The sequence below is a fragment of the Bacillus sp. TSO22 genome (genome assembly GCF_020223595.1).
In the GTDB taxonomy this organism is placed as follows: domain Bacteria; phylum Bacillota; class Bacilli; order Bacillales; family Bacillaceae; genus Bacillus; species Bacillus inaquosorum.
In genome coordinates this window covers 217,905-230,702 of the sequence record NZ_JAHAWO010000009.1, presented here as the reverse complement: position 1 = coordinate 230,702, position 12,798 = coordinate 217,905, and the positions used below count along the sequence as shown (strand labels likewise).

9 protein-coding genes and 1 pseudogene (1 of these 10 cut by a window edge) are annotated in these 12,798 nt (G+C 44.2%); all 10 read left to right on the top strand.

What is annotated here, in order from left to right; translation table 11 throughout:
- The first annotated feature begins 56 nt into the window (after window positions 1-56).
- A pseudogene (locus KHQ79_RS09670) lies at window positions 57-252 on the top strand (hypothetical protein).
- The gene (fabD, locus tag KHQ79_RS09665; RefSeq protein WP_003238400.1) at window positions 252-1,118 is read left to right on the top strand and encodes an ACP S-malonyltransferase; all 867 of its coding nucleotides are present in this window, start codon (window positions 252-254) and stop codon (window positions 1,116-1,118) included. The pseudogene KHQ79_RS09670 and the gene fabD (KHQ79_RS09665) overlap by 1 nt, the downstream one beginning before the upstream one ends.
- A gap of 512 nt (window positions 1,119-1,630) precedes the next feature.
- Window positions 1,631-2,605, top strand: coding sequence for an acyltransferase domain-containing protein (locus KHQ79_RS09660; protein WP_225514988.1), 975 nt, complete (start codon window positions 1,631-1,633; stop codon window positions 2,603-2,605).
- Window positions 2,602-4,884, top strand: a complete 2,283-nt coding sequence (gene fabD, locus KHQ79_RS09655; RefSeq protein WP_225514987.1) for an ACP S-malonyltransferase — start codon at window positions 2,602-2,604, stop codon at window positions 4,882-4,884. The genes KHQ79_RS09660 and fabD (KHQ79_RS09655) overlap by 4 nt, the downstream gene beginning before the upstream one ends.
- An 88-nt stretch (window positions 4,885-4,972) precedes the next feature.
- On the top strand, window positions 4,973-5,221 hold the full coding sequence (locus KHQ79_RS09650; RefSeq protein WP_225514985.1) for an acyl carrier protein: 249 nt from the start codon (window positions 4,973-4,975) through the stop codon (window positions 5,219-5,221).
- Window positions 5,199-6,446, top strand: a complete 1,248-nt coding sequence (locus tag KHQ79_RS09645) for a beta-ketoacyl synthase N-terminal-like domain-containing protein (RefSeq protein WP_225514983.1) — start codon at window positions 5,199-5,201, stop codon at window positions 6,444-6,446. The genes KHQ79_RS09650 and KHQ79_RS09645 overlap by 23 nt, the downstream gene beginning before the upstream one ends.
- Entirely contained in the window at window positions 6,447-7,709 is a 1,263-nt protein-coding gene (pksG, locus tag KHQ79_RS09640; protein ID WP_003238391.1) for a polyketide biosynthesis 3-hydroxy-3-methylglutaryl-ACP synthase PksG, read from the top strand.
- Complete coding sequence (locus KHQ79_RS09635) at window positions 7,697-8,476, top strand: enoyl-CoA hydratase/isomerase (RefSeq protein WP_225514980.1); 780 nt, start codon at window positions 7,697-7,699, stop codon at window positions 8,474-8,476. The genes pksG and KHQ79_RS09635 overlap by 13 nt, the downstream gene beginning before the upstream one ends.
- Window positions 8,477-8,517: 41 nt before the next feature.
- Entirely contained in the window at window positions 8,518-9,267 is a 750-nt protein-coding gene (locus KHQ79_RS09630; protein WP_003238386.1) for a polyketide synthase, read from the top strand.
- Window positions 9,268-9,312: 45 nt separating this feature from the next.
- A protein-coding gene (locus KHQ79_RS09625; RefSeq protein WP_225514978.1) for a non-ribosomal peptide synthetase crosses the window boundary here: on the top strand, window positions 9,313-12,798 show its beginning. 11,622 nt of this gene lie beyond the right edge of the window; only the first 3,486 of its 15,108 coding nucleotides appear in the window; the start codon lies at window positions 9,313-9,315; its stop codon lies off the right edge, out of view.

Genomic DNA, 12,798 nt, shown 5'->3' with positions numbered 1-12,798 from the left:
GCATATGGCGACCTTTATGTGATGCAGGTCATTTTTCTTATGTTGTGTGATATGCCCTGATCCTTTATGCCTTAATTGAAAAAAGCAGGAAAGCAATCGAGTAAACTGTAGGAAAAATTAACTTGACGGACATATTGACAGAGGTTACCATCAACATGAACATGCTACTATTTATCCGGTCATCACTATTTTTTTATAAAATCATACAGAAGTGATACAAATCTACTTATCGGAAGGGTGGCTTTGAGATAATGATCACATATGTTTTTCCGGGTCAGGGTTCACAGAAACAGGGAATGGGCAGCGATCTATTTACTGAATTTAAAGAACTGACGGCTCAGGCAGATGAGATCTTAGGGTATTCAATTAAACGTCTTTGCTTAGAAAATCCTTATTCTAATTTAAACAAAACGCAATTTACTCAGCCGGCTTTATATGTGGTAAACGCATTAAGCTACCTGAAAAAAATCCGAGAAGCAGAAGCTAAGCCTGACTTTGTCGCCGGGCACAGCTTGGGTGAGTACAATGCGCTATTTGCAGCTGGGGCCTTTGACTTTGAGACAGGTTTAAAGCTTGTCAGAAAAAGAGGCGAGCTGATGAGTATGGTGAGCAACGGCGGTATGGCCGCTGTTATGGGATTAAATGAAGAGCAGGTTGCAAAGGCTCTGCAAAAATACCATTTACACAATGTTGATATCGCTAATGTGAACGCCCCATATCAAATAGTGATTTCAGGCCGAAAAGATGATATCGAAAAAGCCGCATCTCTTTTTGAAACGATGACTGAAGTTACAATGGTACTCCTCTTAAACGTAAGCGGCGCGTTTCATTCCAGATACATGAATAAAGCAAAAGAAGAATTCGAGCAGTTTCTTCATACCTTCCATTTTTCGCCTCCGTCTATCCCGGTTATTTCTAATGTGTATGCCAAACCGTATACATACGAATTTATGAAGCAGACGCTGGCCGATCAAATCAATCATTCAGTGAAATGGACTGAGAGCATAAGCTACTTAATGAAAAAAGGCCAAATGGAGTTTGAGGAAATAGGGCCAGGAAATGTTTTAACAGGGTTGATTCACCGTATTAAGAAAGATGCGGAACCAATGCCCCGCTGAAAATGATTGTTCCTAAGACCATGCGCCGCATAGGCAAGGCTAAGGACAGATTTCCTTTTATTTAGGGTATAAAGCTTTAGAGACGCAATCGTTCAATAGACACTGTTTCTAAATGAATAACTTTATATACTGTTACATAAAGAGGCTGATCAAACATATCCGCACCCTATTAGACATTTGAACTATGTCAGACAGCCGGAATATCATGACTGACCATCGCTCTCACATCAAGATGGCCTACTTTTTAACCGCACCCAAATTTAGAGTCGATGTTCTTTGCTGATCCTGTCATATCTATTTTTGAGACTAACAACATACATCTATGACCACTTCATAAAAGAGTTGCATCCAGAGCACTAATAGCAATCCTCCTAAAGTTGATTCTTCTCATTTCTTTTTTACATCATGTCTTACCGATTAAATAATCGGATCTCAATCGCTGTTATGTATTGCATACAATGAGTCGAGATATCAAAATAGCCGTCATAAATATAAAAAAAGAAGGTATGCACATGAATGAACCGCTCGTTTTTATGTTTTCCGGACAAGGTTCCCAGTACTATCATATGGGGAAGGAATTATTTAAGGAGAATATCGTGTTTCGCCAATCGATGCTTGAAATGGATGCCATTGCAGCACGGCGCATTGGCGCATCGATTGTTGAAGAAATCTATCATCCAGCTAAACGTGTGTCGGATCCGTTTGACAGCATTCTTTTTTCCCATCCTGCAATCTTTATGGTTGAGTATTCCTTATACAAAGTTTTGGAAGATAGGGGAATCTATCCTGATTACGTATTGGGATCAAGTCTGGGAGAATTCGCATCAGCGGCTGTTTCTGGTGTATCAGACGCAGAGAATATACTGGATTGCATACTTGAACAGGCTATTGTCATCCAAAAATCCTGCGATAAAGGGAAAATGCTGGCCATTCTTGATAAACCGCAATTACTGAATGATCATCCGCAACTGTTTGAAAACAGTGAACTCATTTCTATCAATTTTGATTCGCACTTCGTCATTTCTGGTGAAGAAGAAAACATAAAGCAGATCATGGAGGTTTTAAAAGAGAAACAGATTCTTTGCCAGCTGCTGCCTGTGTCCTATGCCTTTCATTCTTCACTTATTGATCCGGCAGAAAGTGCCTATGCAGAATATTTAAAGTCAATATCTTTTAAAAACCCGTCAATACCAGTTGTATCGAGTTTAACGGGAAGCTGCCTTCACGAAATGGACAAGCATTTCTTTTGGGATGCGGTAAGAAAGCCAATGAGATTTCGCGAAGCGATTCGATATTTGGAAAGTCAGCATGCATGCCGGTTTATCGATTTGGGGCCATCCGGCACCTTAGCTGCTTTTGTGAAACAGCTGCTCCCGGGAGATTCAGCTCACCGCAGCTGCTCGATCATGACACCATTTCATCAGGAGCTGAAAAATCTGAATACGGTTGAGTGTTTCCGTAGACCAGAAAGGAAGTTTACAAGATGATTACATATGTTTTTCCAGGGCAAGGCTCCCAGCAAAAGGGAATGGGACAAGGGCTGTTTGAACAATATCGGCATTTGACAGATCAAGCAGATCAAATATTGGGCTTTTCAATAGAAAAGCTCTGTACCGAAGAATCCTATTTGGATTTAAATCATACGCAATACACGCAGCCGGCTTTGTACGTCGTCAATGCACTCAGTTATTTGAAGAGAGTGGAGGAGACCGGCAGAAAACCTGATTTTGCGGCCGGACATAGCTTAGGAGAATACAATGCGCTGTTTGCAGCGGGTGCATTTGATTTCGGAACCGGATTAAGGCTTGTCAAAAAAAGAGGCGAACTGATGGGGCGGATTACAGGAGGCGGAATGGCTGCTGTGATTGGCCTGAATAAGGAACAAGTTACAGCCGTTTTAGAAGAGCACCGTCTTCATGCCATTGATGTAGCAAATGAAAATACGCCCCGGCAAATTGTGATTTCCGGCCAAAAAAAAGAGATTGAAAAAGCGCGACTTGTTTTTGAAAACACCAAGGATGTAAAGCTGTTTCATGTTTTAAATGTAAGCGGGGCTTTTCATTCCAGATATATGAATGAAGCAAAACAGGAATTTAAGCAATTTATTGACTCATTCCATTTTGAGCCTCTGGCTATCCCGGTTATTTCCAATGTCTATGCAGAGCCATATCATCAGGACAGGTTAAAGGAGACATTATCTGAACAAATGGACAGCACAGTGAAATGGACGGACAGCATACGTTTTCTGATGGGAAGAGGAGAAATGGAGTTTGAAGAGATCGGGCCTGGAACTGTATTGACCAGTCTCATCCATCGGATTAAAAATGAAGCAGAACCGTTAACGCATGCACCCGAAAAGAACCTTGCTTCAAGTCATCCAGAAGCTGCTGACCATCCACATAATGTTCAAGCTGGGATTACGGCAGAGTCTTTAGGAAGTGCTGAGTTTAAACGGGATTATCATCTTACATATGCTTATCTTGCAGGAGGAATGTACCGCGGCATTGCTTCGAAAGAAATGGTAGTAAAGCTGTCAAGAGCGGGTATGATGGGGTTCTTTGGCACAGGCGGCCTGAGCTTGAATGAGGTTGAAGATGCGATCCTCACCATTCAAGTTGAACTAGGGGAAGGCCAAGCCTACGGCATAAATCTCGTCCACAATATGAAACATACTGAATCAGAAGAAAAGATGATCGACCTTTTATTAAAGCATCAAGTGAGAAATGTGGAAGCTTCAGCATTTTTAAGTGTCACTCCCGCATTGGTAAGGTATCGCGCAAAAGGAGTGAGACGAAACCCCAATGGTGACGTCATATGCTCAAATCGTCTCATAGCGAAAATATCACGGCCGGAAGTTGCAGAATCATTTCTGAGTCCTGCGCCTGAGAATATGCTGCAAAAGCTTTTAGGAGAAAATAAAATCACAGTGAGCGAAGCTGAATTATTGCGGCGCATTCCGATGGCTGACGATATTTGTGTTGAAGCTGATTCAGGAGGTCATACAGATAGCGGTGTGGCATACAGCCTGATGCCGGCCATGACATCATTAAGAGATGAAATGATGAAAAAATATCAATATCCGAAAAAAGTAAGAGTTGGTGCAGCTGGAGGAATTGGAACGCCTGATGCAGCGATGGCAGCTTTTATGCTTGGTGCGGATTTTATTGTTACAGGCTCAATCAATCAATGTACAGTTGAGGCGGCAACAAGTGACAAAGTAAAGGATTTGCTTCAGCAAATGAATGTACAAGATACTGCCTATGCGCCTGCGGGTGATATGTTCGAATCTGGCAGCAAAGTACAAGTGCTGAAGAAAGGCGTGTTCTTTCCGGCGCGGGCAAACAAGTTATATGAACTGTACCAGCGATATGGGTCAATACGTGAGCTGGATGCAAAAACGTTAACTCAGCTTGAGGAGAAATACTTCAAACGCAGTATAGAAGACATCTATGAAGATATGACATTACATTATCCCGCAGCAGAAATTGAGAAGGCTGAACAAAATCCGAAGCATAAAATGGCTTTGATTTTCCGGTGGTACTTCAGATACAGCTCCAACTTGGCAATCAGCGGCAACGAACATTCGAAGGTCGATTACCAAATTCACTGCGGTCCGGCGCTGGGAGCCTTTAATCAATGGGTCAAAGGGTCGGAATTAGAAAACTGGCGCAATCGCCATGTGGATGAGATCGGAAAAAAATTAATGACAGAAACAGCAGCATTGCTTCATGAACGGATGCAATCAATGTATCAACCGTCGCATTAAACAGACAGCATAAGATTAATCGTTCGAATATTATGAAAATATACCTATAAAAAGCACTAAAATGATCCCTTGAAGGAGAGAGCGCGTTATGGATAAACAGAAAATTTTTGAAGTGTTAGTCACCAATATTTGCGAGGTGCTACCTGAATTAGACGGACACAGGTTTGAGCCTGAAGATCAGTTAGTTGAGTTAGGAGCTGACTCTGTAGACAGAGCTGAAATTATCACAATGGTGCTTGAGGCTCTATCATTAAAGATTCCCCGGATTGAGCTGTCTGGGGTGAAAAACATCGGCGAATTAGCTGAGGTGCTTTATGACAAAGTGCAATCTGTCTGAGGTGGTGGTGACCGGTGTAGGCGTCACGGCTGCCATCGGTCAAGGGAAAGAGGCATTTGCTTCTTCGCTGCTGTCCGGCAGGCATGCCTTTGGTGTCATGGAGCGTCCGGGCAGACAAAAAGACAGCCGGTTTATCGGCGCTGAAATTGCGTCATTGTCTTATCCCGACCGCCTTTCTAAAAAATTGCTGCGAAAAGCGTCATTTTCGAGCCGTACTGCATTGGTGACCCTCTCAGAGGCTTGGGAGGAGGCTGAATTAGATGATGTCGATTCTGTACGTATCGGACTGGTAGTCGGCGGGTCAAATTTTCAGCAGAGAGAAACCTTACAGCTTTATGAAAGTTATCAAGACCGCTCTGGTTTTATTTCGCCGGCATATGGCCTGTCTTTCATGGATAGTGATCTTTGCGGGCTATGCACAGATCAGTTTGGCATCACGGGCTTAGCTTATACGGCGGGAGGAGCCTCCGCCAGCGGCCAGTTAGCAGTGATTCATGCGATTCAGCAAGTCTTATCAGGCGAGGTTGATGTTTGCATAGCACTGGGGGCATTAATGGATCTTTCTTACATGGAATGCGGAGCGCTCAGGGCTTTAGGCGCTATGGGAACGGACAAATATGCTGATGAGCCTGAGAAAGCGTGCCGTCCCTTCGATCAGAACAGAGACGGGTTTATTTATGGAGAATCTTGCGGCGCCCTGGTGATAGAACGAAAGGAGACGGCTGTCCGCCGAGGTGTCAAACCTTATGGAGCATTGTCTGGGTGGTCAATCAAACTAGACGGGAACCGGAATCCCGATCCTTCTTTAGAAGGAGAGATTTATGTCATCCAGGAGGCGCTGGAGCGTGCCGGTCTTTCACCAGAAGACATTGATTATATTAATCCCCATGGCACAGGTTCTTTTATTGGGGACGAAATTGAATTAAAGGCGCTGCATGCATGCCGGCTTTCCCATGCTTATATCAACGCAACAAAATCGATAACCGGGCACGGTCTCAGCGCGGCAGGAATCGTAGAGATTGTTTCTGTTTTGCTGCAAATGAGAGAATCTGCCCTGCACCCGAGCCGGAATTTGGATCATCCAATCGATGATTCCTTTCATTGGGTAAATGAGAAATCGATTTCATACCGCATCAAAAATGCGCTGAGCTTAAGCATGGGCTTTGGCGGAATGAACACCGCGGTTTGTATACAAAACATTGAGAAATGTGGAGGCGAATCATAAATGGTTTCAGCCGGAATAGAAGCGATGAATGTCTTTGGCGGAACGGCGTACCTTGATGTCATGGAACTGGCCAAATACAGACATTTAGATACTGCAAGATTTGAAAACTTATTAATGAAAGAAAAAGCGGTAGCACTGCCTTATGAAGATCCTGTGACCTTTGGAGTCAATGCAGCTAAGCCGATTATTGACGCTTTATCCGAAGCCGAGAAGGACCGGATTGAATTGTTAATCACTTGTTCTGAATCCGGGATCGACTTTGGGAAATCGTTAAGTACATATATCCATGAATATTTAGGGCTGAACCGCAACTGCCGTTTGTTTGAGATTAAACAGGCATGTTATTCAGGAACAGCGGGATTTCAGATGGCGGTGAATTTTATATTATCCCAGACCTCTCCGGGTGCCAAAGCACTGGTTATCGCCAGTGATATTTCACGTTTTTTAATCGCTGAGGGCGGAGACGCTTTAAGTGAAGACTGGTCTTATGCCGAACCGAGTGCCGGAGCAGGAGCGGTGGCCGTTTTAGTAGGCGAAAATCCCGAGGTGTTTCAGATAGATCCGGGAGCAAATGGCTATTACGGCTATGAAGTGATGGATACCTGCCGTCCCATTCCTGATAGTGAAGCGGGAGATTCTGACCTGTCTTTAATGTCATATCTGGATTGCTGTGAACAAACCTTTCTGGAATATCAAAAACGTGTACCCGGTGCCAATTATCAGGACACGTTTCAATATCTTGCTTACCATACGCCTTTTGGCGGGATGGTGAAAGGTGCGCACCGGACAATGATGCGTAAGGTGGCGAAGGTGAAAACAGCTGAGATTGAAACGGATTTTTTAAATCGGGTAAAGCCAGGTTTAAACTACTGCCAAAGGGTTGGAAATATTATGGGGGCTGCCTTGTTTCTGGCATTAGCCAGCACGATAGACCAAGGGCGGTTTGATTCGCCTAAACGAATCGGCTGTTTTTCTTACGGATCAGGCTGCTGTTCTGAATTTTACAGCGGAATTACAACTCCGCAAGGCCAGGAACGCCAGCGCTCATTTGGCATTGAGAAGCATTTAGATCGCCGATATCAGCTCTCCATGGATGAGTATGAGCTGTTGTTTAAGGGGAGTGGGATGGTGCGGTTCGGGACGCGCAATGTAAAGCTGGATTTTGAGATGATACCGGGCATCATGCAGTTTACTCAAGAGAAGCCTCGATTGTTTTTAGAAGAAATTTCTGAGTTTCATCGGAAGTACAGGTGGATCTCGTGACCTATCAAACAATAAAGGTCCGCATTCATGAGTCGGTTTGCTACATCACATTTCACCGTCCTGAAGCGAACAATACGATAAATGACACACTCATAGAAGAATGTTTACAAGTGTTAAACCAATGTGAAACATCATCAGTTACGGTTGTCGTTTTAGAAGGGCTTCCCGAGGTGTTTTGCTTCGGAGCGGATTTTCAAGAAATCTATCAGGAAATGAAAAGCGGCAAAAAACAGGCAAGCTCCCAAGAGCCTCTCTATGATTTGTGGCTGAAACTGCAGACTGGCCCTTATGTCACGATTTCGCATGTCAGGGGAAAAGTCAATGCCGGCGGCCTTGGATTCGTATCTGCCACAGATATTGCCATTGCGGATGAAACGGCGTCATTCAGTCTCTCTGAGCTGTTATTCGGTCTGTATCCGGCTTGTGTTTTACCGTTTCTGATCCGCCGGATCGGCTGGCAGAAAGCACATTATATGACGCTAATGACAAAGCCGATTTCCATTCAGGAAGCCAGTGAATGGGGGTTAATAGATGCCTTTGATGCTCAAAGTGAGGTGCTGCTGAGAAAGCATTTATTGCGCTTGCGGAGGCTGAATAAAAAAGGAATCGCACGTTATAAACAGTATATCAGCTCACTTGATCATCAAGTCAGCCGTTCGAAATCCATCGCTTTAACTGCAAATCAAGACATGTTTTCTGATCCTCAAAACCAAATGGGAATCATCAGGTATGTTGAGATAGGGCAATTTCCATGGGAGGAACAGTAATCATTTGAAAAGATGACAATCAGAACCGTTAGGAGGACATCATGACGCATTCTGTTGTAGAGCTCATCGAAATTGAGCCCGCTATTATTCAGGTAAAGATGCATGACCGCACTCATAAAAACGCGTTTTCACAAGAACTTACAGACGGTTTAATTCAAGCGTTTAAATTCATTCGGCAGAAACCAGATTATAAAGCGGTCATTTTGACGGGATATGATAATTATTTTGCTTCAGGAGGAACACAAGAAGGACTGCTTCGTATTCAGCAGGGATTGACCAAGTTCACGGATGACAATCTTTATTCTCTGGCGTTGGATTGCGAGATTCCAGTCATTGCGGCCATGCAGGGCCACGGAATTGGAGGCGGCTTTGTCATGGGGCTCTTTGCTGACATTGTCATTCTAAGCAGAGAGAGCGTGTATACGGCTAATTTTATGAAATACGGATTTACGCCTGGAATGGGCGCTACCTTTATCGTCCCTAAAAAACTGGGATTCAGCCTGGCCCAGGAAGTATTAATGAATGCGGGCAGCTACCGCGGAGCTGATCTTGAAAAAAGAGGGGTCCCCTTTAAAGTGCTGCCCCGTGCGGAAGTAGTAGATTATGCGGTGGAGCTGGCGCATGAACTGGCGGAAAAGCCAAGAAACTCATTGATTACATTAAAAGATCATTTGGTGGCCCCGCTTCGTGAGCAGCTGCCGCACGTCATAGAACAGGAATTAATGATGCATGAGAAAACATTTCATCATGACGAAGTCAAAACGAGAATCAAAGGTATGTATGGAAATTAACTGAGAACCTACATAAAAATTTGCAGGTGAAATGGAGGCAGCGCGATGAGAAATAATGATAATACCCGCATATTAGCTAACCCTTCTGTCAGCTATGGTGAGCCTTTACATATATCTGAAGAGCAGCCGGCAACAATACCTGAAGTTTTATACAGAACGGCTGCGGAGCTTGGGGATACAAAGGGAATCATTTATTTGCAGCCGGATGGAACTGAAGTGTACCAATCATATGGACGATTGTGGAATGATGCACTGCGTATCGTGAAGGGGCTCCGCCAATCAGGCCTGAAAGCAAAACAAAACGTGATTTTGCAGCTTGGCGACAATTCACAGCTTCTCCCTGCATTCTGGGGGTGTGTTTTAGCAGGCATTGTTCCGGCTCCGTTAGCCGTTCCGCCAACGTACGCTGAATCGAGCAGCGGGACTCAAAAGCTGAAAGACGCATGGACGCTTCTTGACAAGCCGACGGTAATTACTGATCAGGACATGCACCAGGAAATGCTCGATTGGGCAAGAGAGCAAGGCCTTCAAGGATTCCGTGCAATTGCTGTAGAGGATCTGCTCAGTGCTGAAGCAGAGACGGATTGGCATCAATCCAGTCCTGAAGACTTAGCGCTTTTATTGCTGACTTCAGGCAGTACGGGAACGCCCAAAGCGGTTATGCTGAATCATCGAAACATTATGAGCATGGTGAAAGGGATTATTCAAATGCAAGGCTTCACCAGAGAAGATATCACATTTAACTGGATGCCGTTTGATCATGTCGGGGGCATCGGGATGCTGCATTTGCGGGATGTCTATCTTGGCTGCCAAGAAATTAACGTCTCAAGTGAAACGATCTTAATGGAGCCGCTGAAATGGCTGGATTGGATTGATCATTACCGTGCTTCTGTTACGTGGGCGCCGAATTTTGCATTCGGTCTTGTCACTGACTTTGCAGAAGAAATGAAAGATCGGAAATGGGATCTGTCCTCAATGCGTTACATGCTCAATGGCGGCGAAGCAATGGTAGCCAAGGTAGGGCGCAGAATGCTTGAGCTTTTAGAACCTCATGGACTGCCTGCTGATGCCATCCGACCTGCATGGGGAATGTCCGAAACTTCATCCGGCGTTATTTTCTCTCATGAGTTTACCCGGGCTGCAACTAGTGATGACGATCATTTTGTTGAAATAGGTTCCCCGATTCCTGGATTCTCTATGAGGATTGTGAATGACCAGAATGAAGTGGTTGAGGAAGGGGAGATTGGCCGTTTTCAAGTCTCTGGACTTTCCGTTACAAGCGGTTATTACCGGCGCCCAGATTTAAATGAGAGTGTGTTTACAGAAGATGGATGGTTTGAAACCGGAGATCTTGGCTTTTTGCGAAACGGGCGCTTAACCATTACGGGGCGCACGAAAGATGCCATTATCATTAACGGGATTAATTACTACAGTCATGCGATTGAGTCTGCTGTTGAAGAATTACCGGAAATCGAAACTTCTTATACAGCTGCCTGCGGAGTCCGCGTGGGTCAGAATTCAACGGATCAGCTGGCAATCTTCTTTGTTACTTCCGCAAAAATGAATGATGAGCAGATGTCTCAGCTTCTTAGAAAGATACAATCCCATGTCTCACAGGCGATCGGAGTTACTCCAGAATATTTGCTGCCGGTACAAAAAGAAGAGATTCCGAAAACGGCTATAGGGAAGATCCAGCGCACCCAGCTGAAAACTTCATTTGAAAATGGGGAGTTAGACTACTTGCTTCATAAATCCAACCGGATGAACGATGCGGTCCAGGATGGGGAGATGCAGCAAGCAGATCATGCGAAAAGAATGAGGGAAGAGATACAGGAGCATCTGCTCAGCTGTTTGACTGAGGAGCTGCACATTTCCCGTGATTGGGTAGAGCCAATTGCAACTATCCAGAGTCTTGGAGTGAATTCTATCAAAATGATGAAGCTCATTCGGTCGATCGAGAAAAAATACCGCATCAAACTCACAGCCAGAGAGATACATAAATATCCTACGATTGAACGCTTGGCTTGCTATCTATCTGAACGTGAAGACATCAGCAGCTTGTCTGCTGACAGAGAGGACACTGGCACATCCAAAATAGAACAGGAAAGGAGTCAGGCATCTTTTCAGCCTCTTTCTGAGGTTCAAAAAGGATTATGGACATTGCAGAAAATGTCACCTGAAAAAAGTGCATATCACGTACCTCTCTGTTTTCGATTTTCGTCAGGGCTTCACCTTGAAACATTACAAGAGGCTTTCGGCCTTGTATTGAAGCAGCATCCGATCTTAAAGCACGTCATCCAAGAGAAAGACGGAGTGCCATTTCTTAAAAATGAGCCAGCGCTTTCACTTGAAATCCAGACAGAAGACATCTCAGGTATGAAAAAGTCTGATATTCCTGCTTTTCTTAGAAAGAAAGTAAAGGAACCGTATGTAAAGGAAAACAGCCCGTTAGTGCGTGTTATGAGTTTTTCCAAATCTGATCAAGAGCATTTTTTGCTTATTGTCATTCACCATATGATTTTTGACGGGGTTTCGTCCGTCACATTTATACGCAGTCTGTTTGACAGCTATAAGCTTCTTTTAGAAGGGCAGCAGCCGGAAATATCAGTTTCTCCTGCCATTTATCATGATTTCGCGGCATGGGAGCAGAATATGCTTGCCGGAAAAGACGGTACGAAGCATCGTTCATACTGGCAGAAACAGCTATCGGGAACTTTGCCGAATCTTCAGCTGCCTAAGGTCAGTACAAGTTCAGCCGATTCTGAGTTTGAAGAGGATACATACACCCGGCAACTGTCCAGTGGCTTCATGAATCGAGTCAGGGCGTTTGCGAAAGAGCAATCTGTGAATGTTTCGACGGTATTCTTGAGCTGCTATATGATGCTGCTGGGCCGTTATACCGGCCAAAAGGAACAGATTGTCGGCGTGCCGGCGATGGTGAGACCGGAAGAAAGATTTGATGCTTCCATTGGACATTTTCTCAATATGCTCCCGATTCGGAGTGAGTTGAACCCGGCAGACACTTTTTCTGAATTTATTTCAAAATTGCAATTCACCATGTTGGATGGACTTGATCATGCAGCTTATCCTTTTCCGAAAATGGTGAGGGATTTGAATGTTCCTCGCAGCCAAACGGGTTCACCAGTATTTCAAACCGCTTTTTTCTATCAGAATTTTCTTCAATCTGGAAGCTATCAAAGCTTGTTGAACCGTTATGCTGACTTCTTTTCTGTCGATTTCGTTGAGCGTATTCATCAGGAGGGTGAATACGAATTAGTATTTGAACTGTGGGAAACAGAAGAAAAAATGGAGCTGAATATCAAATACGATACTACGTTGTTTGATGCGGCTTCTATATCCGCGATGTTCGATCATTTTGTTTATGTAACAGAACAGGCGATGTTGAATCCTTCTCAGCCGTTAAAAGAGTATTCTTTGTTACCTGAAGCAGAGGAGCAGATGATTCTCAAAACATGGAACGCCACTGACAAAACGTATCCATATACATGTTTTCATGAATTATTTGAGAAG

Coding starts and splice junctions, on each gene's coding strand:
- KHQ79_RS09650 (WP_225514985.1), top strand. CDS start 4,973: ATGGATAAACAGAAAATTTTTGAAGTGTTAGTCACCAATATTTGCGAG.
- pksG (WP_003238391.1), top strand. CDS start 6,447: ATGGTTTCAGCCGGAATAGAAGCGATGAATGTCTTTGGCGGAACGGCG.
- fabD (WP_003238400.1), top strand. CDS start 252: ATGATCACATATGTTTTTCCGGGTCAGGGTTCACAGAAACAGGGAATG.
- fabD (WP_225514987.1), top strand. CDS start 2,602: ATGATTACATATGTTTTTCCAGGGCAAGGCTCCCAGCAAAAGGGAATG.
- KHQ79_RS09660 (WP_225514988.1), top strand. CDS start 1,631: ATGAATGAACCGCTCGTTTTTATGTTTTCCGGACAAGGTTCCCAGTAC.
- KHQ79_RS09645 (WP_225514983.1), top strand. CDS start 5,199: ATGACAAAGTGCAATCTGTCTGAGGTGGTGGTGACCGGTGTAGGCGTC.
- KHQ79_RS09630 (WP_003238386.1), top strand. CDS start 8,518: ATGACGCATTCTGTTGTAGAGCTCATCGAAATTGAGCCCGCTATTATT.